Source organism: Reyranella humidisoli (assembly GCF_019039055.1).
In the GTDB taxonomy this organism is placed as follows: domain Bacteria; phylum Pseudomonadota; class Alphaproteobacteria; order Reyranellales; family Reyranellaceae; genus Reyranella; species Reyranella humidisoli.
The window spans coordinates 619295-644402 of the sequence record NZ_JAHOPB010000002.1 but is presented as its reverse complement, the minus strand read 5'-3'; the positions used below and the strand labels follow the sequence as shown (position 1 = coordinate 644402).

23 protein-coding genes and 1 other RNA gene are annotated in these 25108 nt (G+C 65.9%); 15 read left to right on the top strand and 9 right to left on the bottom strand.

Annotation, left to right across the window (positions count from 1 at the left end; translation table 11 throughout):
• The first annotated feature begins 22 nt into the window (after positions 1-22).
• Positions 23-1051, top strand: a complete 1029-nt coding sequence (locus KQ910_RS21525; protein WP_229600846.1) for an extracellular solute-binding protein — start codon at positions 23-25, stop codon at positions 1049-1051.
• A complete protein-coding gene (locus KQ910_RS21520; protein WP_216965106.1) occupies positions 1048-2157 on the top strand; it encodes an ABC transporter ATP-binding protein in 1110 nt (369 codons plus the stop codon). The genes KQ910_RS21525 and KQ910_RS21520 overlap by 4 nt, the downstream gene beginning before the upstream one ends.
• Here the strand turns inward: KQ910_RS21520 and KQ910_RS21515 are convergent.
• The 6 genes from KQ910_RS21515 to KQ910_RS21490 all read right to left on the bottom strand — a co-directional run bounded on the left by KQ910_RS21515 (position 2139) and on the right by KQ910_RS21490 (position 8604).
• Positions 2139-3329, bottom strand: coding sequence for an aminotransferase class V-fold PLP-dependent enzyme (locus tag KQ910_RS21515; RefSeq protein WP_216965104.1), 1191 nt, complete (start codon positions 3327-3329; stop codon positions 2139-2141). The two genes, KQ910_RS21520 and KQ910_RS21515, sit on opposite strands and share 19 nt — an antisense overlap.
• Positions 3330-3351: 22 nt before the next feature.
• On the bottom strand, positions 3352-4416 hold the full coding sequence (gene atzD, locus KQ910_RS21510) for a cyanuric acid amidohydrolase (RefSeq protein WP_216965102.1): 1065 nt from the start codon (positions 4414-4416) through the stop codon (positions 3352-3354).
• A gap of 2 nt (positions 4417-4418) precedes the next feature.
• Positions 4419-5261 carry an ABC transporter permease gene (locus KQ910_RS21505; RefSeq protein WP_216965100.1) on the bottom strand — a complete coding sequence of 281 codons (843 nt, stop codon included), beginning with the start codon at positions 5259-5261 and terminating at the stop codon, positions 4419-4421.
• A gap of 1 nt (position 5262) precedes the next feature.
• Positions 5263-6117 (bottom strand): ABC transporter permease, encoded by an 855-nt coding sequence (locus tag KQ910_RS21500; protein WP_216965098.1) that lies wholly within the window; start codon positions 6115-6117, stop codon positions 5263-5265.
• 122 nt (positions 6118-6239) lie between these two features.
• Positions 6240-7529 carry an ABC transporter substrate-binding protein gene (locus KQ910_RS21495; protein ID WP_216965096.1) on the bottom strand — a complete coding sequence of 430 codons (1290 nt, stop codon included), beginning with the start codon at positions 7527-7529 and terminating at the stop codon, positions 6240-6242.
• Between the two features lie 52 nt (positions 7530-7581).
• Positions 7582-8604: an ABC transporter ATP-binding protein gene (locus tag KQ910_RS21490; RefSeq protein WP_216965094.1), complete on the bottom strand. Its 1023-nt coding sequence runs from the start codon at positions 8602-8604 to the stop codon at positions 7582-7584.
• 122 nt (positions 8605-8726) lie between these two features.
• Between KQ910_RS21490 and KQ910_RS21485 the strand changes: the two genes are divergently transcribed.
• Positions 8727-10805: a hydantoinase/oxoprolinase family protein gene (locus tag KQ910_RS21485; protein WP_216965092.1), complete on the top strand. Its 2079-nt coding sequence runs from the start codon at positions 8727-8729 to the stop codon at positions 10803-10805.
• Entirely contained in the window at positions 10802-12595 is a 1794-nt protein-coding gene (locus tag KQ910_RS21480) for a hydantoinase B/oxoprolinase family protein (protein WP_216965090.1), read from the top strand. Before KQ910_RS21485 ends, KQ910_RS21480 begins: the two co-directional genes overlap by 4 nt.
• A gap of 9 nt (positions 12596-12604) precedes the next feature.
• Here KQ910_RS21480 and KQ910_RS21475 read toward each other — a convergent pair whose 3' ends face one another.
• Positions 12605-13357 carry an SDR family oxidoreductase gene (locus tag KQ910_RS21475; protein WP_216965088.1) on the bottom strand — a complete coding sequence of 251 codons (753 nt, stop codon included), beginning with the start codon at positions 13355-13357 and terminating at the stop codon, positions 12605-12607.
• A gap of 74 nt (positions 13358-13431) precedes the next feature.
• On the opposite strand from KQ910_RS21475, the gene KQ910_RS21470 reads away from it, so the two are divergent.
• The 11 genes from KQ910_RS21470 (at position 13432) to KQ910_RS21420 (ending at position 22615) form a co-directional block, all read left to right on the top strand.
• Positions 13432-14163: an SDR family NAD(P)-dependent oxidoreductase gene (locus KQ910_RS21470; RefSeq protein WP_216965086.1), complete on the top strand. Its 732-nt coding sequence runs from the start codon at positions 13432-13434 to the stop codon at positions 14161-14163.
• A gap of 86 nt (positions 14164-14249) precedes the next feature.
• Positions 14250-14627: a copper chaperone PCu(A)C gene (locus KQ910_RS21465; protein ID WP_216965084.1), complete on the top strand. Its 378-nt coding sequence runs from the start codon at positions 14250-14252 to the stop codon at positions 14625-14627.
• Between the two features lie 5 nt (positions 14628-14632).
• Positions 14633-15940, top strand: coding sequence for an LLM class flavin-dependent oxidoreductase (locus KQ910_RS21460; RefSeq protein WP_216965082.1), 1308 nt, complete (start codon positions 14633-14635; stop codon positions 15938-15940).
• A gap of 96 nt (positions 15941-16036) precedes the next feature.
• An RNA gene (gene ffs, locus KQ910_RS21455) (signal recognition particle sRNA small type) lies at positions 16037-16131 on the top strand.
• A gap of 97 nt (positions 16132-16228) precedes the next feature.
• The gene (locus KQ910_RS21450; RefSeq protein WP_216965080.1) at positions 16229-17989 is read left to right on the top strand and encodes a DNA polymerase III subunit gamma/tau; all 1761 of its coding nucleotides are present in this window, start codon (positions 16229-16231) and stop codon (positions 17987-17989) included.
• A complete protein-coding gene (locus KQ910_RS21445) occupies positions 17989-18318 on the top strand; it encodes a YbaB/EbfC family nucleoid-associated protein (protein ID WP_216965078.1) in 330 nt (109 codons plus the stop codon). The genes KQ910_RS21450 and KQ910_RS21445 overlap by 1 nt, the downstream gene beginning before the upstream one ends.
• Before the next feature lie 10 nt (positions 18319-18328).
• Positions 18329-18922 carry a recombination mediator RecR gene (gene recR, locus KQ910_RS21440; RefSeq protein ID WP_068199960.1) on the top strand — a complete coding sequence of 198 codons (594 nt, stop codon included), beginning with the start codon at positions 18329-18331 and terminating at the stop codon, positions 18920-18922.
• A 9-nt stretch (positions 18923-18931) separates the two neighbouring features.
• Complete coding sequence (locus KQ910_RS21435) at positions 18932-19540, top strand: DUF4126 domain-containing protein (RefSeq protein ID WP_216965076.1); 609 nt, start codon at positions 18932-18934, stop codon at positions 19538-19540.
• 53 nt (positions 19541-19593) lie between these two features.
• Positions 19594-20328, top strand: a complete 735-nt coding sequence (locus tag KQ910_RS21430) for an arginyltransferase (protein ID WP_216965074.1) — start codon at positions 19594-19596, stop codon at positions 20326-20328.
• A gap of 155 nt (positions 20329-20483) precedes the next feature.
• Positions 20484-21029: a TRAP transporter small permease subunit gene (locus KQ910_RS21425; RefSeq protein ID WP_216965072.1), complete on the top strand. Its 546-nt coding sequence runs from the start codon at positions 20484-20486 to the stop codon at positions 21027-21029.
• Positions 21026-22615 carry a TRAP transporter large permease gene (locus KQ910_RS21420; RefSeq protein WP_216965070.1) on the top strand — a complete coding sequence of 530 codons (1590 nt, stop codon included), beginning with the start codon at positions 21026-21028 and terminating at the stop codon, positions 22613-22615. The genes KQ910_RS21425 and KQ910_RS21420 overlap by 4 nt, the downstream gene beginning before the upstream one ends.
• Positions 22616-22674: 59 nt before the next feature.
• Here the strand turns inward: KQ910_RS21420 and KQ910_RS21415 are convergent, their stop codons facing one another.
• Positions 22675-23778, bottom strand: coding sequence for a TRAP transporter substrate-binding protein (locus KQ910_RS21415; RefSeq protein ID WP_216965068.1), 1104 nt, complete (start codon positions 23776-23778; stop codon positions 22675-22677).
• Positions 23779-23972: 194 nt separating this feature from the next.
• Positions 23973-25079 (bottom strand): TRAP transporter substrate-binding protein, encoded by a 1107-nt coding sequence (locus KQ910_RS21410; protein ID WP_216965066.1) that lies wholly within the window; start codon positions 25077-25079, stop codon positions 23973-23975.
• Between the last annotated feature and the right edge of the window lie 29 nt (positions 25080-25108).

Here is a 25108-nt window from a genome sequence, read left to right as displayed (position 1 = left end):
CAACAATCGGAGGAATGAGAAGATGAAGCGTAGAACCGTCCTGGCCGGCATTGCCGGCGCCGCCGCAACCGCCGCGCTCCCCGCCCGGGCCCAGCAGGACCAGTTCGGCTCCAAGGAGCTGATCGCCGCCGCCGAAAAGGAAGGCGGACTGACCCTGTACACGGCGGACTTCGCCGAGACGCAGCAGGAAGTGATCAAGGAATTCAACAAGCGCTTCCCTAAGATCAAGGTCGCGATGGTCCGTGCGCCCGGCGGCCAGCTCATCACCCGCATCAAGACGGAAGCCGCGGCCGACAAACTCGGTGCCGACGTCGTCAACCATTCCGACCGCGGCCTGATGCTGGATATCGCCGATCTCTTCCAGGATTACGCGCCGCCGAACGCTGCCGACTATCGCCCCGACTCGCTGGTCTCGCCGAAGCTGTGGCCCGGCGTCACCTTGGGCTGGGCGATCGCCTACAATACGCAGCTCGTGAAGAACGCGCCCAAGACGTGGATGGATCTCACGAAGCCCGAGTACAAGAACAAGCAGATCGGCCAGGTGATCGGGCCGTCGGGCGGCACGACCTGGACCCGCATCATGTTCGAGCGTCAGGTGCTCGGCGAGGATTACTGGAAGAAGCAGGCCGAACTCGGCATCGCTCTCTATCCGTCGGGCGCTCCGCTCTCGGACGCGCTGGTCCGCGGCGAGGTGTCGATCGCCCCGCTGCTGTACAACATCATCTACACCAAGATCGTCGAGGGCGCCCCGGCCGAGGCGATCTTCGCCCCCGAGGGCGTCCCCATCGTTCCCTACGCCGACGGCGTCACCAAGGCTTCCAAGAACCCGAACGCCGCCAAGCTGTTCATGAACTGGCGCCTCTCCAAGGAAGGCCAGACCTTCATGATCAACAAGCTGGGCAACATCACGTCCCTCAAGGAGCCGCCGGCCTACCCGAAGGGCTGGGATCCCAAGGTCGTCAAGGTCTGGGTGCCGAAGTTCGACGAGTTCAGCAAGCTGCGCAACTCGTGGATGGAAGAGTGGAACAAGACCTACGGGTACCGCCAGTGAGCGCTGCGCTCCTCGTCGAGAACCTGGTCAAGAAGTTCGGGACCGGCAAGGCGGCCGTCGATGGCGTGAACTTCGACGTGCCGGCGGGCGAGATCGTGGTTCTGCTGGGGCCTTCGGGCTGCGGCAAGACCACGACGCTCCGCTGCGTCGCCGGCCTCGAACATCCGACCGGCGGCCGCATCTCGATCGGCGGCCGCGTCGTGTCGGAACCAGAACGCGGCACGCTGGTGAGCCCGCGCGAACGCGACATCGGCATGGTTTTCCAGTCCTATGCGGTGTGGCCGCACATGACGGTGCACCAGAACGTCGCCTATCCGCTGAAGTATCGCCGCAAGAACACCAGCGGCAGCGCCGACATCGACACCAAGGTCCGCGAGACGCTTGAGCTGGTCGGCCTCGGCGAATACGCCCAGCGGCCCGTGACGTCGCTGTCGGGCGGGCAGATGCAGCGCGTCGCGCTGGCGCGCAGCCTCGTCTACCGGCCGCAGCTGCTGCTGCTCGACGAGCCCCTGTCCAATCTCGATTCCAAGTTGCGCATCCGCCTGCGCGACGAGTTGCGCCGCATCCTGAAGATGACCGGCATGACCGGCCTATACGTGACGCACGATCAGTCCGAGGCCGTGGTGCTGGGCGACCGGATCGGCGTCATGAAGGACGGCAAGCTGCTGCAGATGGCGCCGCCGGGCGAAATCTACAACAGGCCGGCTGATTCGTTCGTCGCCAACTTCACGGGCGCCGCAAACGTGCTCAAGGGCAAGGTGCTGGAGCGCAAGGGCGAGCAGGTCGTCATCGACCTGGGCGCTGCCGGCCGCATCGAAGCCTGGACGCCGCAGCCTCTTGCAGCCGGCGACAATGCCCATGTCGCGCTGCGCGCCGAGAACATCCGCCTCGGCGAGCGTGGCCCGGCCAACAGCTTCACGGGAAAGGTGATCGAGCGGCGTTATCAGGGCATGCAGACCATCTACGACGTCGAGTTCGGCGGACAGAAAGTCGAAGTGCTGGAACTCGGCACGGCGGCCCGTCACAACGACGGCGAGGTCGCACTCACCCTGCCGCCCGACAGCTGCTGGGCCTACCGGGACGACGGTCAGGCCACGGTCGACTGAAGCGTCTCACGAAGCGCCGCCGCCAGCGGCTCATCGTGCTCGGGCAGCAGGACCTGGGGATCGAGCGTGAGCACGCCCCGCGCGGCGTGCCGCTCCGACAGGTGAACCGGCGGGTCGCCGCGCTGCAGCCTCGCGCTGACGGCGAGCGCGTCGGCCACGGTGATTTCCAGGACCGGTACGCGGCCAGTCTGTGTGGCGGGCAGGAGCTTCACGTCGAAGCCGCTCAACGATGCCGCGATCGCTTCCAGCCGCGACTGCAATGCCGCGTTGGCAGCGGCATCGTCGGCCTTCACAAAGCGCTCCAGCGCCACGAGCAGTCCGACGATCTCCTCCTTGCCGGCCTTGAAGCCGCGACCGATCCCATGATGCGGCACGCCGCGCAGATTGGCGCGATCGACCAGCCTGGGTGGCGTCCAGGTATCGGGCGCCACGTCCATGTCGAGCTGCTGCAGCAAGGCCGAGGCCACGAGGTCGCGCCGGCCGGCGAGGATGCCCGAAGCCTGCGGCCCGCCCAGCGCCTTGCCTCCGGAGAAGGCGACCAGATCGACGCCCATGTCGATGAAGCGCCGCAGGTTCTCCTTCGGTGGAAGCTGCGCCGCCGCATCGACGATCAGCGGAATGCCGTTGGCGCGGCAGGTCGCGATGGCGGTCGGCAGGTCGACGATGCTGCCGGTATTGACCGAGAAGGCCATCGCCACTACCGACGGCGTGATCGCCGTTTCGATCTCCCAGGCCTCGAGGCCGCGCACGCCCGCGCCGGTGCCACGATCGTTGTGGCCGATGTCGACGAGCCGAGCCCCGGAAGCGGCAAGAGCATGAGCGTAACCGGTCCGCTGGGTACGCGGGATCAGGATGTCGTGGGGGAACGCCCCGGCATGAGGAAGCGCCGCCATCTTCGCGATGTCCCAGCGCGCGATCGTGGCCGCCGCCGCAAGCGTGAGCGCCGCCGCCGCACCGGTCGTGACGAGCCCCGCCTCGGCGCCCGTCGCTTCGGCGATACGCAGGCTGGCGGCGTCCTGGAGTTCGCCGATGTCGACCGAGGCCCGCGACGCTGCGGCCATGGCGGCCACGACTTCGGGCGCCATCACCGCGCCGCCCAGCCGCGTCAGGGCGCCGGCGGCATTGATGCGCCGGCGCACGCCGAGAAGTTCGTAGGGATTCGTCTCGCTCATGCGGCGAGCTTAGCCCAGCCGATCAGACCCGCCCAATGATCGCGATGGGGCCGCCGCCGGCCGGGCCCTGGTGCTCGGCGCCACCGGAGACGTAGAGCATCGTGTCGCCGATCGCGCCGGCCAGCACACCGCCCACGAGGGCGCGCGCATGGCGGGTCGAATGGATGTCGCTGTCGTCCAGCATCGTATGCCGCCGGCCGCGGATCTCGCCGGTCGGCGAGGCCTCGGCCTTGGCCAGCACCGCGACCGTCTCCCCGCCGAGGTTCGCCAGCACGCGCCGCGCGGCGTCGGCGTCGATGGCATCGCTCATGACATCGTGGCCGATCACGAGATCGCCCGCCCAGCCCGTTGCATTGCCCAACACCACGATCTCGTTGCGCAGCAGCTCGACGCCCGCCGACGTGCTGGCAACACGCGAGAACAGGGACCAGTCCTTGCAGACCGCCTCTTCCGGCGCCTCCCCGATCTCGCCGAGCGCCAGGGCGACACCCAGCGCCGAGGCACCGCGCGACAGGGCCATCGAATGATAGGTATCGGCGGTGGCCGTCACAGCGCCACGGCGGGCCGCTTCCTCGATCCGCTCCTTGGTCAGCAGCGGACACTTGATCTGCACGAAATGCACGTCGGAAGGCCCGGAAATACCGGCGTCCCTGAGAGCCAGCGTCACCGCCGTTGCCGTATCCTCGATCTGCGCCGCCCGGCCGATCTCCTCGGGCTTGAAGGGCCGCGTCAGGCCGACGCCAATGGCGAGCCGCGGTCCTGCCGGAGCGGGCGACGACACCTCCTCGCGACAGAAGATCAGCAGATGCGGCGACAGCCCGCCTTCGGTGCCGCCCGACATGACGATGGCAACCCGCTTCTCGATCTCCGCGAGCGGACAGTTCAGCGACTCCGCCAGCAACAGCTTCAGCGCCAGCGTGGCGTAGCCCCGGGTGAAATCGTTGACGCAACCATTGCCCTCGGTCTTGCCGACGATGGCCACGATGCTCCTGGCGTCGACGTCGCCTGCCGCGATGGCGGCGGCGAGCGGCGCCGTATCCTGTGGGCCGGCGGTCGGAAGGCGCAACACCCTGGTTCGACGGGTCATTCTCAAGCAGCCTTTCCGGCATCGCTGCCATGGCGCGCGCGGCGTCGGCGAAGCCAGGTAACGGACAGAAGCGACAGGGCGATCACGACGAACGAGACGCCCGTCGTCACGGTCCCGAGAGCGTAGAGCACGGGCGTCGTCACGTTGGTCGTCATGCCGTAGATCTCCAGCGGCAGGGTGTTGAAGGTGCCCGCCGTATAGAGGCTGCGGGCGAACTCATCGTAGGACAGCGTGAAGCCGAAAAGGCCGACGCCGATCAGGCTGGGCAGCAGGATCGGAACGACGACATGCCGGATCGTCTGCCACGAGGTCGCGCCGAGATCGCGCGCGGCCTCCTCGTAGCGGCGATCGAACCGGTTGAAGACGGCGAACATGATCAGCAGGCCGAACGGCAGCGTCCACGTCAGATGCGCACCGAAGGCGGAACTGTACCAGGCAGGATCCCAGCCCAACACGCGATACAGCAGGCCGATGCCGAGGCTGATCAGAATCGAAGGCACGATCAGGCTGGCGATGGCGAGATAGAAGAGGATGCCCGAACCGCGGAAGCGCGAGCGGAAGGCGAGGCCCGCCGAGAAGGACGCGACGACGGTCACCAGCATGACGGCCACGCCCAGCAGAAGGGAGCGCTGCAGCGAGCCCGCGAAGTCGCCCACCATCTGTTTCTCGAAAAGGTTCCTGAACCAGTGCAGCGACACGCCGTTCATCGGGAAGGTGAGCCCGCCCGACGGTCCCTGGAACGACAGGATCAGAATCGTCAGCGTCGGCCCGTAGAGAAACAGCACGAACAGGCAGAAAAAGGCGCCGAGGAGCCAGAAGGCAGGACCGCGCTTGCCGTGCTGCACGTCACAGCTCCTTGCGGATGTCGACCATGCGCATCATGGCCGCGACGATACCGAGTACCAGCAGCAGCAGCACGACCGCATTGGCCGCGGCGGCCGGATACTGCAGCAGCGACATGGCGTTCGCCATCATCAGGCCGACCGAGGCACTGAGCCCGCCGCTCATCATCCGCACGGTGACGAAGTCGCCCATGACGATGGTGACCACGAAGATCGAGCCGATGGCGATGCCCGGCTTGCACAACGGGAGGATTACGTTGACCAGCGTCTGCCAGCCGGTCGCACCGGCATCGCGCGCCGCTTCGAGCAGGCTGCGGTCGATGCGCATCATCGAGTTGAAGATCGGCACCACCATGAACAGCGTGTAGAGGTGCACATACGCCAGCACGACCGAGAAGTCGGAATAGAGCAGGAATTCGAGCGGCTGGTTGATCAGGCCGAGGTTCATCAGCGTGGTGTTGGCGAGCCCGTGGCGGCCGAGGAACGGGATCCACGAGATCATGCGGATGACGTTCGAGGTCCAGAACGGGATGGTGCAGAGCAGGAACAGCACCGTCTGCATCGTGGACGAGCGCACATGGAAGGCCACGAAGTAGGCGACGGTGAAGCCGATCAGCAGGGTGAGCGCCCAGGTGATGATGGCGAACTGGAGGGTCTGCTGGTAGGTGCGCCACGTGACCGACGAGAGCAGCAGCTCCTCATAGTTCTGCAGCAGGAAGGCCGGGATGATCTGGGTCGTGTTGTAGTCGAAGAAGCTCACCACCACGATCGTCGCGATCGGGACGATGAGGAACAGCAGGAACACCAGCGCGAGCGGCGCGACCTGCAGATAGGTGACCCAGACTTTTACGCGGTTCATCACTGCTTACCCCTCTCCCCCGCCAGGGGAAGAGGATGGGTGAGGGGGTTACGCACTTCGACTCGCCCCCTCACCTAACCTCTCCCCCTAACGGGGGAGAGGAATATGAAGGGGCTTCGACTTCAGGCCGCGATGAACTGGTTCCACTTCTGGACCATGTAACGGTCCTCATCCATCACCGCGTTCCAGCAGGCGACGGCCCCCATGCGGTCGTAGAACGATCCACCGTCGCGTACCGCGCCGGCCTTCTCGACGACCTGGCCCTGCGGGTTCTTGATGTCGCCCTGGGCGGGCTTGCCTTCCATCCAGAAACCCCACTCGTCGGCCGTCATGTTGGCCTTGGCCGTGTCCAGCACCGCCGAGTAGTAGCCCTGGCGATTGAGGAACGCGCCCACCCAGCCCGACAGGTACCAGTTGATGTAGTCATAGGCGGCGTCGAGTTGCGCGCCCTGCAGATGCTTGGCCAGCGACAGACCGCCGCCCCAGGCGCGATAGCCTTCCTTCAGGGGCTGATAGACACAGGGCACGCCCTTGCCGCGCACGGCGGAGACGGCCGGCGACCACATCGACTGGATCACGACTTCGCCCGAGGTCATCAGGTTGACCGATTCGTCGAAGGTCTTCCAGAAAGCACGGAACTGCCCCTCCTTCTTGGTCTTGATCAGGAAATCGATGGTCTTGTCGATCTCCGCCTTGGTCATGTTGCCCTTGTCGCCGTACTTCACGATGCCGGCCGATTCGCAGATCATCGCGGCGTCCATGATGCCGATCGACGGGATGTTCAGGATCGAGGTCTTGCCCTTGAACTTCGGATCGAGAATGTCCTTCCAGTTCTCGATCTTGCGGCCGACCAGGTCGGGACGGATGCCCAGCGTGTCGGCGTTGTAGATCGTCGGAACCGCGGTGAACCACTGGGTCTGGCCCTTGGCGAACTTGGTCGAGCCCGCGCCTTCCACGAAGCTGACGGTGCTCGGCGCCGTGCCCTGGGCGATGACGCTGTCGGCCTTCAGCTTGCCGGTGGTGAAGATCGGCACGATCTTGTCGAACAGCTTGATCTTCTTCACGTCCATCGCCTGCAGCGTGTTGGCCGGGAAGACCTTCTTGATCATCCAGTATTCGATGTCGCCGATGTCGAATGAGTTGGGCTGCGTCACGACGCGCTGCACGACGGCGTCGGAGTCCAACGCCGTCATCTGGAGCGTGATGCCGAGATCGGCCTTGCACTTCTCCGCGATCTCGTTGATCGCCGACACGCCGGTACCGCATTGGCGCAGAACGATGTTCTTGTTGTTCTGGGCCCAGATCACCGGAAAGCCGGTGATCGCGCCGCTGCCGACGGCCGCGCCCGCGATGCCAGCCGCGCCCTTGAGCATCCTGCGACGGCCGATGCCGCCATTCGATTTCCGAGCCATCTCGTTCCTCCTTCAACTGCGACGGCGCGGGGCCGTCTCCCTCAACGACCCCTCAACGTCCCAGCACGTGAACGTCCTCGGGTTTCCACGACAGAATGACGGGCTCGCCGGGCCGCACCGGCGAAGCATCGAAGCGCGCCTCGGACAGCGTGGCCGACAGCGTTTCGAGCCCGGTGACATCGATGCCGACCTGCACGGTCGACCCGAGATATTCGACGGAGCGCGTCACGCCCTGCAGCGACGTGACGCCGGCCTCTCCCGAAGTGCCCGCCTGCACAGACATCCGGTCGGCGCGGATGGCGACGAACGGCCCCTCGCCCGCGCCTGCGCGAGCGACGGCCGCGGGCAGCACGTTGTGGCCGCCGATGAACTTGGCGACGAAGGCGGAGGCCGGCCTGTTGAAGACTTCACGCGGCGGCGCTGCCTGCTCGATCCTGCCGCCGTTCATCACCACGACGAGATCGGCCAGCGCCATCGCCTCGTCCTGGCTATGGGTCACATGAATGAAGCTGATGCCCAGCCGCGTCTGCAGGCTCTTCAGTTCCTCCCGCATCCGGATGCGCAGGAAGGGATCGAGCGCCGACAGCGGCTCGTCGAGCAACAGGACCTGCGGATCGGTGATCAGCGCCCGCGCCAGCGCCACGCGCTGCTGCTGGCCGCCCGAGAGTTGCGACGGCAGGCGCCCGGCATAGGCCTCCATGTGGACACGCTTCAGCATGTCGAGCGCGCGGGACCGGCGCGTCTCCCTGTCGACGCCGCGCATCTTGAGGCTGAAGGCTACATTTTCGGTGCAATCGAGATGCGGAAAGAGCGCGTAGCTCTGGAACATCATCGCGGTGCCGCGTGCCGCCGGAGGGAGCACGGTGATGTTCTCGCTGCCGAGGATGATGTCGCCCTCGGAGACCTCCTCGTGGCCCGCGATCATGCGCAGGGTCGTGGTCTTGCCGCAGCCGCTGGGGCCGAGCAGGCAGCAGTAGGAGCCGGCGGGGATGCGCAGGCCGATCGAATCGACCGCCACCGTATCACCGTAGCGCTTGGTCAGGGAAACGAGTTCAATGTCCGGCGGCTTGGCCATGCCCAGTGGCAAGCAAGCCCCATGCCAGCACTGTAGAATTCCCGGGCACGGAGGGCGGCGACAGCAGGGCGTTGGCGCGGCTCTTGCTCGCCTGTGGCCAGCGCAGGCAAAAGGAGGCAGCGATGCGGTTGATCGGCGTGGACGTGGGCGGCACCTTCACGGATCTGGTCTTTGCCGACACCGAGGCCGGCCGCACCGGCGTGCACAAGATCTCGACCACGCCGGACGATCCCTCGCGTGGCGTCGTGCAGGGGCTAATGGCCCTCTGCGACAAGTATTCGATCGCGCGCGAGACGATCGACACGGTGTTCCACGGCACGACCATCGCCACCAACGCGATTCTCGAGCATGACGGCGCGGTGACGGGAATGATCACCACCGGCGGCTACCGCGACATCCTGCATATCGGCCGCCATCAGCGGCCGCAGCACTACTCCATCATGCAGGACATTCCCTGGCAGGACCGGCCGCTGGTGAAACGGCGCCATCGCAAGACTGTCACCGAGCGCCTCGTGCCGCCACGCGGCGAGGTGCTGGAGCCGCTCGACGAGGACGGCGTGCGCCAGGCCGTGCGCGAACTCAAGGAAGCCGGTGTGCAGGCCATCGCGATCTGCTTCCTCTTCTCCTATCTGAACGCCAGCCACGAGGCGCGCGCCATGGAGATCGTGCGCGAGGAGTATCCGGAGTGTTTCGCCACCACCTCCTCTTCGGTGTCGCCGCAGTTCCGCGAGTTCGAGCGCTTCACGACGACGGCCATGAACGCCTTCGTCGGGCCCAAGGTGCGCAATTACGTGACGCGCCTCGAATCGGAGATCGAGGCTTCGGGCTTCAAGGCCGACCTGCGCATCATGGCCTCCAACGGCGGCGTCGCGACGCCGGCCATGGTGGCCGAGCGGCCGGTGCTCACCCTCCTCTCGGGTCCGGCCGCCGGCGTGATCGGCGGCGACTGGGCCGGCGCGCTGTCGGAGAAGCGCAACCTCATCACCTTCGACGTCGGCGGCACCTCGGCCGACATCGGCATCGTCACCGAAGGCGGCTTCGGCGAGGCGACGGCGCGCGACACCTGGATCGCGGGCTTCCCCGTGCTGGTGCCCATGATCGACGTGCACACGATCGGCGCCGGCGGCGGTTCCATTGCCTTCGTCGACCCGGCCGGCGCCTTCAAGGTCGGTCCGCGCTCGGCCGGCGCCGTACCCGGCCCCGCCGCCTACGGCCGTGGCGGCACGCGCGCCACGGTGACCGACGCCAACGTCGTGCTGGGCCGGCTCGACGGCGGCAACTTCCTGGGCGGCGGCATGTCGCTCGACGAGATCGCGGCCCGTCGCGTGATCGGCGAGCTGGCGCGCGAACTCGGCCTTCCCGATCGCGAGGCCGCCGAGGGCGTCATCACGCTCATCAACGCAAACATGGCCAACGCCATCCGCTCTCGCACGGTCCAGAAGGGCATCGATCCACGCAACTACACGCTGGTGGCGTTCGGGGGTGCCGGGCCGCTGCATGGCGCGGAAGTGGCCGACATGCTGGGCGTGACCGAGGTGATCGTGCCGCCGCATCCGGGCATCACGTCGGCGGTCGGCCTGCTGATCAGCGACCTGCGCTACGACGCCATCCGGACCTCCTTCCAGGTGTCGGGCGCCGCCGATCTCGCACGCATCAACGCCGACTTCGATGCCATGACCAGGGAACTGGCCGGGCGCTTCACCGCCGACGGCATCGATCTCGCCAAGGTGACGTTCGAGCGACGCGGCGACCTGCGCTATGTCGGTCAGGGCTACGAACTCCGGGTCACCTTCCCCCAAGGGATTATCGACGAGGTTGCCCTCGCAAAGGCCTTTGAGGCCTTCCACGAGGTCCACAAGCGGGAATACGGCCATCACTTCGCCGACTCCGCGATCGAGATCGTGAACCTGCGCCTTGTGGGTGCGGCCAGCGCCGCCACCATCGCCAAACCCGTCCTCGATGGCGCCCGCTCGCTCGCAGCAGCGACGGTCAGCTTCGGCAATGGCACCTTCCGCGTCGACGGCAAGCTCGCCGACTACCCCACGACCTTCTATCGCCGCGACCTGCTGCCGGTCGGCGAGCGCATTCCCGGCCCCGCCATCGTGCTCCAGATGGACACCACGACCGTCGTGCCGCCACACTTCAGCTTCGAGGCCGACACGGCCGGCAATCTCATGATCCGCAAGGAGGCCAAGCAATGAGCACCGCCGCCATCCGCCAGCCCGCCACCAAGCCCGACCGCATCGACCCGATCACCAGTAGCGTGATCCAGGGCGCGCTCGAAAATATCGCCGTCGAGATGGGCTACAAGCTGATGCGCATGAGCTACTCCTCGATCATCCGCGAGTCGGAGGATTTCGGGGCAGCCCTCGTCGACGCAGAAGGCAGAGGTCTTGCCGAATCGGCGCAATCGACGCCGCTGCAGTCGGGTCCGATCCCAGGCTATGTGCGGGGCATCCAGCGTATCCTGAAGAAGCGCGGCGACACGATACGGCCCGGCGACGTCATCATGCACAACGATGCCTATTCCGGCGCCAGCCACGGACCCGACGTCGCCTTCATCGTGCCTGTCTTCGTGCAAGGACGGCTCATCGCCTTCGCCGCAACGACGGCGCATCATCTCGACATCGGCGCGCTGTCGCCCGGCTCCTGCGGCATCGTCGAGGCGATCGACGCCTATGCCGAGGGCCTGCAGTTCAAGGCGATCAAGGTCTACGACCGCGGCGTCCGCAACGACGCGGTGTGGCAGATCGTGCGCGACAATATCCGCGCCTCCGACCTCGTGGTCGGCGACATGGATGCCCAGGTGGCCGCCGCCCGCATCGGCGCGGAGCGCATGGTCGAACTGGTGGAACGCTACGGGCTCGAAACCTTCGAGCAGGCCTGCGACGCGCTGATGGATCATGCCGAGCGGCTGATGCGTCAGGCGATTGCCAAACTGCCCGACGGCATCTATCGCGCCGAGACCGCCATCGACGGCTATCTGGACAGCGACGATCCCTCCAAGAAGGAACTCCCGATCGTCGTCACCATCACCAAGAAGGACGAATCCCTGGTGGTGGATCTGACCGGCACGGCGCCGCAGGTGCCCGACCGGCCGATCAACATGCCGCTCGAGGGCACCGCCGACATCGCGATCTGGCTCACCATCCGATCGGTGCTGCTCGACACCGAAGTCCACGGCCACATTCCCGTGAATGCGGGTCTCCTGCGGCCGATCACCATCGTGGCGCCCAAGGGCTGCCTCGCCAACCCAACCTTCCCCGCCCCGACCATCGCGCGCTTCTGCCCCGGCAACCAGCTCGCCGACACGGTGATGAAGGCGCTGTCGCAGGCCATGCCGGGCAACGTCTCGGCCGGCATCGGCAACCTCAAGGTCATCGCCTTCTCCGGCCTCAAGGACGAGACGCACTGGGTGCACATGGAGATCTTCGAAGGCTCCTACGGCGGACGCCTCGGCAAGGACGGCATGGATGCCGTCGACACGCTCTACGCCAACACGCGCAACAACCCGATCGAGGACATCGAGACCCACCTGCCGCTTCGTGTGCTGCGCTACGAACTGCGCGAGGACGTGGCCGGCGCCGGCAAATGGCGCGGCGGCCTGGGATCGGTCCGCGAGTTCGCCTTCCTGAGCGACGGCGGCGCCTCGGTCGAAGGCGAAGGCCATCGTTACCGGCCCTGGGGGTTCCTCGGTGGCAGCGAGGGCATGCCGGCCAGGCTCGACCTGATGGTGCCCGGCCAGGCCGACCGCGCGCTGCCCTCGAAGGTGCCGCACATGAACATCGGCAAGGATGGACGCTTCGTCTGCTACGGCCCGGCCGGCGGCGGCTACGGCAACCCGCTGGAGCGCGATCCCGCCAAGGTGGCGGACGATGTGCTCGACGGCATGATCTCAGTCGAGACCGCGCTCAGGGACTATGGCGTGGTGGTGTCGGCCAAAGGCGCCATCGATCCCGCGGCGACGCAGAGGGCACGAGACAGGCGATAGGCCTCTCGGTCAAAAGCTCGCGGCGCCGCCGTCGATGGCAAGCTCGATGCCTGTGATGTAGCTGGCTTCGGTCGACGCAAGGAAAAGGACGGCACGCGCCACCTCCCCGGCCGTGCCGAACCGTTTCATGGGATTGTCGCCGGACCATTGCCGCTTCGTCGCGGCGACCTCGTCGGCGCCCGTGGCGAAGGTCTCGAAGATCGGTGTGTCGATGGGACCGGGACTGACCACGTTGACCCGGATGCCGCGGTCGACGAGTTCGGCCCCGAGACTGCGTCCCAGCGAGCGGGTTGCGGCCTTGCTTGCCGAGTAGACCGACGCGTTCGGCACTCCCTTGCTGGCCGCCAGCGAGGCATTGAGGACGATGGCGCCGCCCCGCCGCATCAACGGCAAGGCCTGCTGGACCGTGAAGTACAGGCCCTTCAGATTTGTCCCCATCAAGCCGTCCCAGTCGGCCTCGGTCACCGAATCGATCGACGCGAAGCGCGCGATTCCGGCATTTGCGAACAGCACGTCGATCCGTCCCTTGCGACTCTCGATCTCGCGCATGAGGGCCGCGATATCCGGCACGCGCGAAACGTCGGCCACGATGCCGATCGCTTTCGTACCGATCTCGGCAACCGCGGCATCCAGCTTCGCCCGGTCGCGGCCGGAGATCACGACTTCCGCGCCTTCGTCGGCGAAGGCCTTGGCCGATGCCAGCCCCAACCCGCTGTTGCCGCCGGTGACGAGCACCACCTGCCCCTCAAATCTCGTCGCCATCGCGTGCTCCCACAAATCCCATGTCTTACGATGTGTCTATTGGCAGAATGCGACTTCTGCTCCATCAAGGCACGATGGATTACCAACTGGAAGGCCGGACCTGCCTCGTGTCCGGCGCAAGCTCCGGGATCGGCGCCGGTGTCGTCAGGCTCCTGGCTCAGCAAGGCGCACGCGTCATCGCCACGGCGCGGCGCGCCGAGAAGATCGAGCGGCTCGATGGGGTGACGGTGGTCGCCGGCGACGTGACCGACACGGCCGACCTGGCGCGCATCGCCGCCGAGGCGATCAAGGCACTCGGCCCGATCGACATCCTGGTGAACTGCGCCGGCGGCTCGCGGCCGACCGGGCCGGATGCCGGCGAGGACATCTGGGAGGAAGCCTTCGCGCTCAACTTCACGGCCGCGCGCCTGCTCACCAAGGCCCTGCTGCCGGCGATGCGGGCGCGCAAATGGGGCCGGGTCGTCAACATCAGCGGCTCCATGGAGCCGCGCGGCCTCAACGCCGCCATCGCCGCCAAGGCCGCGTTGCACCTGTGGGCCAAGGGCCTGTCATGCGACGTGGCCGCCGACGGCGTGACGGTGAACACGATTCAGCCAGGGCGGATCAACAGCGAACAGATCCTGCAGAAACTCCATCCGACAGAGGAAGCACGCCGCAGCTTCATCGAGCGAAACATCCCCATCGGGTATTTCGGCGAGCCGGAGGATGTGGCAAATCTCGTCGCCTTTCTCGCCTCCCCGGCGGCGCGCTACATCACGGGTGCGGTCGTTCCGGTGGATGGTGGCATGCACTATTTCGCGCACTAGGTGCGGCGGAGGATGGATTGCTGAAGTGGCTTCGTCGTTCTGAGCCAAAGGAAGTTCCGGCCGCAAGCCTGGGGTCATTGCAGATCGTGAAACCCTGGGCACGCTCGTCCTCAACCCAGTCGGACATCGCTGGCGGCTTCATGACCGTGGTCAACGAAGGCGAGACCGACCGGCTGATGTCGGCCTCCTGCCCGGCCGCCACGTCGATCGAGATCCATGCCATCCGGGTCAAGGGACCGCGGCTGCAGATGCAGCCGATCGAAGGCGGCCTCGTTATTCCGCCAGCCAATCAGCAGGTCCTGAAGCCGCGCGGGTATCACCTGCTGATGCTCGGCCTCACGGCACCTCTGGTCGCCGGCGCCACGCTGCCCGTCACCCTCGTCTTCGAGAAAGCCGGCACCGTCACCGTGGATTTCGCCGTGGAAGCTTCCGGCGTCGTGGGATACGCCGCCCTGAGCGCCTGACGGCCATGCAGCCATCGGCCCGCCAGTTGCGCCTCGGTGTCTTCGTGCAGACGCCGGGCCATCACGTCGGTGGATGGCGCCATCCCGACGCCGATGCGCGCACGCCCAACCTGGCGCTGATGCAGCACATCGCCGCCACGGCCGAGGCGGCGAAATTCGACATGTTCTTCCTGGGCGACGGTTTCGCCACGGGCTACGGCGAGCACCCGTCGACCATCGGCAAGTTCGAACCGCTGGGCCTGCTCTCGGCGCTGGCCATGAGCACGACGCGGCTCGGCCTCGCCGCAACCGCCTCGACGACCTACGCCGAGCCCTATCACGTGGCCCGCGCCTTCGCTTCGCTGGATCATCTCTCGGGCGGCCGCGCGGCGTGGAACGTGGTGACGACGGCCTATTCGAAATCGAGCGCCGTGTTCGGCCGCCAGCATCCGCCGCATGCCGAGCGATACGCTATGGCCGGGGAATTCGTCGAAGCCTGCCGCCTGCTCTGGGACAGCTGGGATGACGACGCCTTCATTGCCGACAAGCATGCCGGCCTCTTCGTGCGCCCGGGTAGCCTCCACATGCCGGCTTTCGAGGGAAAGTACTTCTCGATCCAGGGCGCGCTCAACGTGCCGCGGCCGCCACAGGGCCATCCCGTCCTGATCCAGGCGGGCTCCTCCGGTCCTGGCCAGGCGCTCGCGGCGCGAATCGCCGACGTGGTGTTCACGGCCCAGAACGACCTCAGCGAGGCACAGGCCTTCTACCGCAGCGTGAAGGCGCAGCTTGCGGAGTGCGGACGGACCGCCGATGCCGCGCTGGTCATGCCGGGTGTGATGCCGGTCGTCGGCCGGACCGAGCGCGAGGCGCGGGAAATCTTCGCCGAACTGAATCGCAACATCGCTACGGCACAGGCCTTCACCGTCCTGTCGGAACGGCTGGGCGCCGACATGTCGGTGCATCCGCTCGACGGGCCGGTGCCCGCCGTGCCGGAGACCGAGCATCTCAAAAGCCGCGCGGCCCTGCTGATCCAGATGGCGCGACGGGAGAACCTCACCTTGCGTGAACTGTACCATCGGGTCGCGGCGGCGCGCGGCCATCTGCTGCCCATCGGCACGCCGAGCCAGGTCGCGGACGTGCTGGAGCGGTGGTTCCGCGAGGGCGGCGCCGACGGGTTCAATGTCATGCCGCCGTTCTTCCCCGGCCAGTTCGACGCCTTCGCCCAGTGCGTCGTGCCGATCCTGCAGGAGCGCGGACTGTTCCGCGCCGATTACACCGGCACCACATTGCGCGACCACCTGGGACTGGGGCGCCCCGCCGACCGTCGTGGTTGACAAAAGACCATTGTAAATCAATGGTTTGACTGAACTTATCCCAACCACACACTCGGCCCTTGCGCCGGACGGCCGGACTCCTGATATAACGGCCTCGAGGGGCCGATGTGGGCGGAGCAGTCGCCAACCCGGTCAGATCCGGAAGGAAGCAGCCGTAACGAATTCGCTTCGGGTCATGTCGGTCTCTCACCCGTTCCCCTGCGCGCGCCGCCGCGGAGGGCGGGCGGCCCGGGCGCGATGACCGCCGGGCCTGAATGGGGCCACGGCGCAGAATAGCGGGTGATCGCCATGGCGAAGGCCACCAAGGGCTCCGAAGACCCGGCAATCCCCTATCGCGTCCTCGCCCGGAAATACCGTCCCGTCGATTTCACGACCCTGGTCGGCCAGGAAGCCATGGTGCGCACCCTGCGCAATGCCATCGCCACCGGCCGCATCGCCCATGCCTTCATGCTCACCGGGGTGCGCGGCGTCGGCAAGACGACGACCGCGCGCATCATCGCCCGGGCGCTGAACTGCGTGGGTGCCGACGGCACAGGCGGCCCGACGGTCGATCCCTGCGGCGTCTGCGACAACTGCAAGGCCATCACCGAGGACCGCCATGTCGACGTGATCGAGATGGACGCGGCGTCCCGCACCGGCATCGACGATGTGCGCGAGTTGATCGAGGGCGTGCGCTACCGCCCGGTCTCGGCACGCTACAAGGTCTACATCATCGACGAAGTGCACATGCTGTCGGAGAAGGCCTTCAACGCGTTGCTGAAGACGCTGGAAGAGCCGCCGCCGCACGTGAAGTTCCTGTTTGCGACAACGGAGATCCGCAAAGTGCCGGTGACCGTGCTGTCGCGCTGCCAGCGCTTCGACCTGAAGCGCGTGCCGCAGGAAACGCTGGTCGAGCATTTCGGCAAGATCGCGCAGGCCGAGAAGGTCGAGATATCGCCCGAGGCGCTGGCATTGCTGGCACGCGCCGCCGACGGATCGGTGCGCGACGGCCTCTCGATGCTCGACCAGGCGATCGCCCATGGCGGCGGTGTCGTCGATGCCGCGCAGGTGCGCGACATGCTGGGCCTCGCCGACCGCAGCCGCGTGCTCGAACTGTTCGAGAAGGTGATGCGCGGCGATGCCCCCTCGGTCGTGGCCTCGCTCGGCGAGATGCACGATTCCGGCGCCGACCCCGTCGTCGTCCTGCAGGACCTGCTCGAACTCACCCACTGGGTCACGCGCCTCAAGGTGGCGCCCGAGGCCGCCGCCGCGACGGCCGACAGCGAGCGTGCCCAGGGTCTCGCCATGGCCGCCAAGCTCAGCATGGCCTCGCTGACGCGGGCCTGGACGCTTCTGCTCAAGGGCCTCCAGGAGACGCTGGCCGCACCTTCGCCGCTGCGAGCTGCCGAGATGGCGCTGATCCGTCTCTGCTACGTGGCCGACCTCCCCTCACCCGGCGACGCGATCAAGGCGCTGCAGAATGGCGGCGGCGTTCCAGCCGGCGCGGCTGCACCGATGGCACCCCGGCCCAATGGCGGCGGTGGCGGAGCCGCCGCGCGCCTCGCGACCCAGCCCGTGACCGCCGTTGCCACCCAACCGGCGATGCCAGCGCCGCGCAACTTTACCGAGGTCGTGGCGCTGTTCGAGACGAAGCGCGAGGCGCGGCTGGTGCACAGCCTGATGCACCATGTTCACGAAGTGCGCTGCGAGCCCGGCCTGATCGAATTCCGGCCCGAACCGAGGGCACCGGCCGATCTCGCGCCGCGCCTCAGCGAGCTGCTCGGCCAGTGGACCGGTCGCCGATGGATCGCGTCGGTCTCCAGCGCCGAGGGCAAGCCGACTCTCACCCAGCAGAAGACCGACAAGGCCGACGGGCTGCGCAGTTCCGCCGAGAACAACGAACTGGTCATGGCCATATTGAAGACGTTCCCCGGCGCCAAACTCGATGCCGTGCGACGCAAGGGCGAGGAGACTTCCCTGGTCTCCGGCCTGGGTGATTTCACGGCCGACGAGCCGCCTCCCGCCGAAGAATACCCCGCCGACGACGATATCCCGGAAAGCGAGTACTGATGTTCGACAAGCTCAAGGACCTTGGCGGCCTGATGCAGCAGGCCCAGCAGATGCAGCAGAAGATGCAGGACCTGCAGGTGGCGCTCGAGCGCCTGGAGATCGTGGGCTCCTCCGGCGCGGGCCTCGTCAAGGTGACGGTCAACGGCAAGAACGAGACCCGCAGGATCGAGATCGACGCCTCGCTGTTCAAGCCCGAGGACAAGGGCGTGGTCGAGGATCTGATCGTGGCGGCCGCCAACGATGCCCGCGGCAAGGTCGAGGAAACAGTCCAGGCGCAGATGCGGGACATCACCGGCGGCCTGCCGCTGCCGCCGGGCTTCAAGCTCTAGGACATCGCCGATGAACGGGCCGGAGATCGAGCGGCTGATCCAGCTCCTCGGCCGCCTGCCGGGCCTCGGACCGCGCTCGGCGCGCCGGGTGGCGCTGCATCTGCTCAAGAAGCGCGAGACCCTGATGCAGCCCCTGGGCGCGGCGCTGGCCGATGCCGCGCGCGCCATCCGCGCCTGCGGCGTCTGCGGCAACCTCGACACGATCGACCCCTGTTCGATCTGCGCCGATCCCCGCCGCGATGCCGGCCTCATCTGCGTCGTCGAGGATGTCGGAGACCTGTGGGCCATGGAGCGTGGGCGCATCTTTTCCGGCCGCTATCACGTGCTGGGCGGATCGCTGTCGGCGCTCGATGGCATCGGTCCGGAGGAACTCAATATCGGCTCGCTCGTGAGGCGCGTCGCCGCCGGTGGCGTGCGGGAGGTCATCATGGCGACCAACGCCACGGTCGATGGACAGACGACGGCCCATTACCTCGCTGAGCGGCTGGCCGAGCACGAAGTGCCCCTGACCCGCCTGGCGCACGGCGTACCGGTCGGCGGTGAACTGGACTGGCTCGACGACGGTACGCTGGCCACCGCATTCAAGGCGCGGCGCGCGCTCTAGAGATCTCGCATGAGTGCAGAAACCCTCGCCGCCATCGCCATCGCCCTGGGAGCGGGCTGGGCCAGCGGACTGAACGCATACGCCGCCGTGCTCGTCCTGGGAGGCGCACAGCGACTTGGTCTCGTGGCCCTGCCACAAGACCTCCTGGTCCTAGGCTCGCCCTGGGTGCTGGGCGTGGCGGCACTGCTGTTTGCGCTCAACTTTCTCGCCGACAAAATTCCCTATGTCGACAGCATCAACGATGCGCTGCAGACCTTCGTGCGCATTCCGGCCGGCGCCCTCCTGGCCTATGGCGCGGCGGGCGGCCTCAGCCCCGAAGTCGCGATCATCGCCGGCCTGCTGGGCGGAACGCTGGCCGCCGGCACGCATGTCGCCAAGACCGGTTCGCGGGCGCTGATCAATACATCTCCGGAGCCTTTCACCAACGTCCTCGCCTCGCTGGGCGAGGACGTCACGGTCTTCGGCGGGCTCGCGCTGGCGATCGCTCATCCGATCACTTTTTTGTGCCTGCTCGCGGTCTTCGTCCTTCTGCTCATATGGCTGCTGCCGAGGCTGTTCCGACTGGCAATGAAGCCATTTCGCCGGATGGCACGGGCTCGCCATAGACCTTCGGTTTAGGAACTGGCGCTTTCCTTCCCCGGTCCGAGGCGTACACTCGCAACCGCAATCACATGTTCATCCGCCAGAACATCCAGTCCCTTCGGTTCTTCCGCACGACGCCGGCGATGCGTTGCCCCTACCTGCCACATCGCCTGGAGACCAAGCTCGTCACCGAGTTGAGCGGACCCGATGCCATTTCCCAGCACGACACGCTGACCGACGCCGGTTTCCGCCGCTCGCACCATTTCGTCTACAAGCCGCTGTGCGACGGTTGCAGAGCCTGTGTCCCGGTCCGCATCCGGGTCCGGGATTTCGAGCCCAGCCGGGCACAGCGCCGTATCCAGCGCCGCAACGAGCATGTCCATTCAACCGAAGTGCAGGCCCTGGCGACCGGCGAGCAATTTTCGCTGTTTTCACGCTATGTGCTGACACGGCATCGCGACGGCGACATGGCGGACATGGATTTCGACGACTACCGCGCCATGGTCGAAGAAAGCCCGGTTGAGACGGCCATCATCGAATTCCGGGACGATTCGGCGGACGGCAGGCTCGTCGGATGCTGTCTCGTCGACTGGTTGTCGAGCGGCGTTTCGGCGGTCTACAGCTTCTTCGATCCCCAGGATCCGAGGCGCGGCCTCGGCACGCACATGATCCTGTGGCTCGCCGCCGCCGCGGCCCGGCGAGGCCTGCCCTATGTCTATCTCGGCTACTGGATCGCCGATTCGACCAAGATGGCCTACAAGCAGTCTTTCCGCCCGCTGGAGTTTTTCGGCCCCGATGGTTGGGTGGAGTTGCCTACAACATAGGCACTGCATCGGTGGTGGAGCGACTTGACGCACCTCGTCTGCTGAATGAACAAATGCAGCCTCTGGCCTCGCCCAGCGGACCGCGTTAATAAAGCTGGTCCGTCGGCGAGAACGGACTGCCGGCCCAATAAGAACTCGCAAGCAGGGGAGACGGGATGCGCTTGTTGCTGTCATTCAGCGCGCTGATCGACGCGTTAAACGAAAAAATAGGTGTCGTGTGCAACTGGCTTGTCCTGTTGGCCTGTGTGGTCAGCGCGGGCAACGCCATGGTGCGGTACGCCTACGACTCGAGTTCCAATGCGTGGCTCGAAGTGCAGTGGTACATGTTCGCCGTCATCGTGATGTTTGGCGCAGCCTATACGCTGAAGCGTAACGAGCATGTGCGCGTAGATATCCTCTACATGACGCTGAGCCGCCGCGGGCAGCTCTGGGTCGACATTCTCGGCGCTCTGGTCTTCCTGCTGCCGACCTGCGCCATCCTCGCGTGGCTGAGCTGGCCGTTCTTCATGCAGTCGTTCAACGTCTACGAGCACTCTTCGAACGCCGGTGGCCTCCTGCGCTGGCCGATCAAGCTGGTACTCCCCATCGGCTTCGCCCTGGTCGCCCTGCAGGGCCTTTCCGAACTCATCAAGCGCGTCGCCTTCCTCAACGGATATGCCGTCGACAGTCTTGAAGCTCACTACGAGAGGCCGACGCAATGATCCCGCTCGATTGGATGCCGCCGCTGATGTTCGGCGGCCTCGTCGTCTTCATGATCATCGGATACCCCGTTGCCTTCTCGCTCTGCGCCGTGGGTTTCTTTTTCGGGTTCCTCGCGATCGAGATGAACTACTTCACGATGGCCTTCATGCAGGCCATCCCGGGCCGTGTCTTCGGCTCGATCCTGTCGAACGAGCTGCTGCTTGCCATCCCGTTCTTCACCTTCATGGGCGCGATCCTGGAGAAATGCGGGCTGGCGGAGGACATGCTGGAGTCGATGGGCCAGCTCTTTGGCCCGGTGAAGGGTGGGTTGGGCTACTCGACCATCATCGTCGGCTTCATCCTCGGCGCGATCACCGGCACCGTGGCCGCCCAGGTCATCGCCATGGCGCTGATCACCCTGCCAGTGATGATGCGGTACAAGTACGACATGCGCTACGCGACGGGCGTGCTCGCCGCCTCTGGCACGATCACACAGCTCGTGCCGCCGTCGCTGGTGCTCGTCGTCCTGGCCGACCAGCTCGGCCGGTCGGTTGGAGATATGTATCTGGGCGCCTGGGGCCCCTCACTTCTGCAGATTGCGCTGTTTGCCGCCTATACGTTCTATCTGACGCTGGTCAAGCCGGACGCGCTTCCGCCAGTGCCGCGGACGCTGTTTGGCAAGGCGCTCCTGATCAAGTGCGCGTGGGGCATCATCCCGGCCGCGGTCCTGATCTTCCTGGTGCTCGGCACCATCATGATGGGCTTGGCTACTCCCACCGAGGCGGGCGCGATGGGTACCATCGGTGCGATCGTCTTGGCGGTGGTGCGCAATGCACCGCTCACCAAGTTCGACCGCCTGATGTTCTTGGGCGGTTGCGCCGCTGCCATCATCGGCTCGCTGATCGGCATCGTTGCCTTCAAGTCGTTCGCGTTCAAGGTGGCCTTTACCGTCATGTTCGCGTCGGTCATCTGGCTGTGCTGGCGGGCCTGGCAGGTGAAGGATCTGCGCGACCTCATCGTCCAGGCCATGCAGGCAACCATGCGCATCACCGCGATGGTGGCCTTCATTCTGGTGGGTGCGACCTGCTTCTCGATCTCGTTCGCGGGCGTCGACGGCGGCCACTGGGTCGAGCATCTTCTGACGGGTCTGCCCGGTGGCGTCTGGGGCTTCCTGATCGTCGTCAATCTCTTCGTCTTCTTCCTGGCCTTCTTCCTCGACTTCTTCGAGATCGCCTTCATCATCATCCCGATGCTGGCGCCGGTCGCGCAGAAGCTGCTCACGCCGGTCGTGGGCGCCGATGCCGCTCTCATCTGGTTCGGCGTCATGCTCTGCGTGAACATGCAGACCTCGTTCATGCACCCGCCTTTCGGCTTCGCGCTGTTCTACCTGCGCAGCGTGGCGCCCAAGGAAGTGAAGAGTTCGGACATCTATTGGGGGGCGATCCCCTGGGTGGTCCTGCAGCTCATCATGGTGGCGATCGTGATCTTCGTGCCGCAGACCGTGACCTTCTTCCTCGACAAGCCGCACGGCGTCGATCCCAGCAAGGTGACGATCGAGCTTCAGGCACCGCCATCGGAAGACACGGCGCCACCGGTCTTCAAGTAGGCCGAAGGCAACAAAAAAGCCCCGCCAACCGGCGGGGCTTTCTCTTTGTGGTCTTCTCTCTATCGGCCCTGCGCCGACATCGAGAAGTTGAAGTTGTCGAAGGTGTTCTCGGCGACGCGGAACCACAGGTTCTCGTCGGCGCGGAAGGCCTTCATGTTGTCGTAGATCTTCTTGAACTTCGGATCCTTGGCCGAGAGTTCGTCGTAGTACTTGTAGGCCTCGAGGAAGCACGGCTCGAGCACGGCGCGCGGGAACGGCCGAAGCTCCGTGCCGGCAGCCACCAGGCGGCGCAGCGCGGGCGGATTGCCGGCATCGTACTTGGGCACCATCCACGAGGTGACGCGGCCAGCCGCGGCCTCGACCATCGCCTGGTACGGCTTCGGCAGCTTCGCCCACGCGTCGTTGTTGATGTAGAGCGAGCCGACCGACGCGCCTTCCCACCAACCCGGATAGTAATAGTACTTGGCGACCTTGTTGAACCCGAGCTTCTCATCGTCGTACGGGCCGACCCATTCGCAGGCGTCGATCGTACCCTTCTCGAGCGCCGGATAGATGTCGCCGCCGGCGATCTGCTGCGGCACGACGCCGAGGCGCGTGAGGATCAGGCCGGCGAAGCCGCCGACGCGGAACTTCAGGCCCTTCATGTCGTCCATCGACTTGATTTCCTTGCGGAACCAGCCGCCCATCTGGCAGCCCGTGCCGCCAAAGGTGAAGGAGCGGAAGTTGTACTCCTTGTAGAAGTCGTTGATCAGTTCATGACCGCCGCCGAACTCGAGCCAGGCATAATACTGGCGCTGGTTCATCGAGAACGGCAGGCCGGTCTCGAACACGAAGTTCGGATGCTTGCCGAAATAGTAGTAGGCCGCGGTCTGTCCGGCCTCGACGGTTCCGTTCTGCACCGCATCGGCAACCTGCAGACCCGGGACGATTTCGCCCGCGGCGAAGGGACGGATCTGGAATTTGCCGTCCGACATTTCGCCGACGATCTTGGCGAAAAGTTCCGAGCCGCCGTAGAGCGTGTCGAGCGACTTGGGGAAGCTCGACGTCAGACGCCACTTCACTTCCGGCATGCTCTGAGCAATGGCCGGCGCGGCGATCGTGGTCGCCGCCGCAACACCCGCGGCACCTACGCCTGCGGTCCTGATGAATTTTCTACGCTGCATGTTCCTTGTTCCTCCCACGGTAGCCTTCATGGCCCCCTTCAGCGGTTGCAACACTGGCATGCGATAATGGCTTTGAAAAGCTCCCGCATGCCGGAAAATCCTTAAATATCTGCAATGTTCGGCGCCTCGGCGCCGGGGACAGGCAATAAAAAGCCCCGCCGAAGCGGGGCTTTTCAACCGACGTGAAGCCGGGGTCAGAGCTTGTTGGCAGCCGACTGGCGCGCCATGAAGTTGTCGAACGTGTTCTCGGCGACGCGGAACCAGAGAACCTCCTCGTTCCGGAAGGGCTTCCAAGAATCGAAGACCTTCTTGAACTTCGGGTTCTTGGCGATGGTCTCGGCGTAGAGCTCGTTGGAGGCATTGTAGCAGGCCTCCATCACCGCCTGCGGGAACGGCAGGAACTTGGTGCCGGCCGCCACCAGCTCGCGCAGCGCGCGCGGGTTCTGGGCGTCGTACTTGGCGACCGACCAGCTCACCGCGTCAGCCGCAGCGGCGGCGATCGCTTCCTTATACATCGGCGGCAGAGCATCGAACGCCTTGTCGCCGCAGTAGAGCGAGAGCGCCGCACAGCCTTCCCACCAGCCGGGGTAGTAATAATACGGCGCGACCTTGTTGAAACCGAGCTTCTGGTCGTCGTACGGACCGACCCATTCCGCCGCGTCGATCGTGCCCTTCTCCAGGGCGGGATAGATGTCGCCGCCGGCGATCTGCTGCGGCACCACGCCGAGCTTCGACATGACCTGCCCGGCAAAACCGCCGATGCGCATCTTCACGCCCTTGAGGTCGTCGACGGTCTTGATCTCCTTGCGCCACCAGCCGCCCATCTGGGCGCCGGTGTGGCTCATCAGGAAGGAGGTCATCTTGTATTCCTTGTAGAAGTCCCGCATCAGCTCGAGACCGCCACCGAAATAGACCCACGCATTGTGCTGGCGGGTATTGAGGCCGAACGGCAGTGCCGTGTCGAAGGCGAAGGTCGGATCCTTGCCGACATAGTAGTAGGAGGCAGTGTGGCCGCACTCGACCGTCTCGTTCTGGACGGCATCGACGACCTGCAGGCCGGGGACGATTTCACCGGCGGCGAAGACACGAATCTGGAACTTGTTGTCGGTGAGGGCCGCAACGCGCTTGGCGAAGTACTCGCCCGCGCCATAGATCGTGTCGAGCGACTTGGGGAAGCTCGAGGCCATGCGCCACTTCACTTCGGGCATCGACTGGGCGACCGCCGGAGCGGCCAGGACGCCGGCAGCGGCGACCGTTGCGCCGCCGACACCGGCCGTGCGCAAGAATTTGCGACGTTGCATTGAGTAATCTCCCTAAACTGTCTTCTGAA

What these genes read in the sequence shown, in the direction of transcription:
- KQ910_RS21525 (WP_229600846.1), top strand. Translation starts at nt 23, where the DNA reads ATGAAGCGTAGAACCGTCCTGGCCGGCATTGCCGGCGCCGCCGCAACC.
- KQ910_RS21515 (WP_216965104.1), bottom strand. Translation starts at nt 3,329, where the DNA reads ATGAGCGAGACGAATCCCTACGAACTTCTCGGCGTGCGCCGGCGCATC.
- atzD (WP_216965102.1), bottom strand. Translation starts at nt 4,416, where the DNA reads ATGACCCGTCGAACCAGGGTGTTGCGCCTTCCGACCGCCGGCCCACAG.
- KQ910_RS21500 (WP_216965098.1), bottom strand. Translation starts at nt 6,117, where the DNA reads ATGAACCGCGTAAAAGTCTGGGTCACCTATCTGCAGGTCGCGCCGCTC.
- KQ910_RS21495 (WP_216965096.1), bottom strand. Translation starts at nt 7,529, where the DNA reads ATGGCTCGGAAATCGAATGGCGGCATCGGCCGTCGCAGGATGCTCAAG.
- KQ910_RS21490 (WP_216965094.1), bottom strand. Translation starts at nt 8,604, where the DNA reads ATGGCCAAGCCGCCGGACATTGAACTCGTTTCCCTGACCAAGCGCTAC.
- KQ910_RS21485 (WP_216965092.1), top strand. Translation starts at nt 8,727, where the DNA reads ATGCGGTTGATCGGCGTGGACGTGGGCGGCACCTTCACGGATCTGGTC.
- KQ910_RS21480 (WP_216965090.1), top strand. Translation starts at nt 10,802, where the DNA reads ATGAGCACCGCCGCCATCCGCCAGCCCGCCACCAAGCCCGACCGCATC.
- KQ910_RS21475 (WP_216965088.1), bottom strand. Translation starts at nt 13,357, where the DNA reads ATGGCGACGAGATTTGAGGGGCAGGTGGTGCTCGTCACCGGCGGCAAC.
- KQ910_RS21470 (WP_216965086.1), top strand. Translation starts at nt 13,432, where the DNA reads ATGGATTACCAACTGGAAGGCCGGACCTGCCTCGTGTCCGGCGCAAGC.
- KQ910_RS21460 (WP_216965082.1), top strand. Translation starts at nt 14,633, where the DNA reads ATGCAGCCATCGGCCCGCCAGTTGCGCCTCGGTGTCTTCGTGCAGACG.
- KQ910_RS21450 (WP_216965080.1), top strand. Translation starts at nt 16,229, where the DNA reads ATGGCGAAGGCCACCAAGGGCTCCGAAGACCCGGCAATCCCCTATCGC.
- KQ910_RS21445 (WP_216965078.1), top strand. Translation starts at nt 17,989, where the DNA reads ATGTTCGACAAGCTCAAGGACCTTGGCGGCCTGATGCAGCAGGCCCAG.
- recR (WP_068199960.1), top strand. Translation starts at nt 18,329, where the DNA reads ATGAACGGGCCGGAGATCGAGCGGCTGATCCAGCTCCTCGGCCGCCTG.
- KQ910_RS21435 (WP_216965076.1), top strand. Translation starts at nt 18,932, where the DNA reads ATGAGTGCAGAAACCCTCGCCGCCATCGCCATCGCCCTGGGAGCGGGC.
- KQ910_RS21430 (WP_216965074.1), top strand. Translation starts at nt 19,594, where the DNA reads ATGTTCATCCGCCAGAACATCCAGTCCCTTCGGTTCTTCCGCACGACG.
- KQ910_RS21425 (WP_216965072.1), top strand. Translation starts at nt 20,484, where the DNA reads ATGCGCTTGTTGCTGTCATTCAGCGCGCTGATCGACGCGTTAAACGAA.
- KQ910_RS21420 (WP_216965070.1), top strand. Translation starts at nt 21,026, where the DNA reads ATGATCCCGCTCGATTGGATGCCGCCGCTGATGTTCGGCGGCCTCGTC.
- KQ910_RS21415 (WP_216965068.1), bottom strand. Translation starts at nt 23,778, where the DNA reads ATGCAGCGTAGAAAATTCATCAGGACCGCAGGCGTAGGTGCCGCGGGT.
- KQ910_RS21410 (WP_216965066.1), bottom strand. Translation starts at nt 25,079, where the DNA reads ATGCAACGTCGCAAATTCTTGCGCACGGCCGGTGTCGGCGGCGCAACG.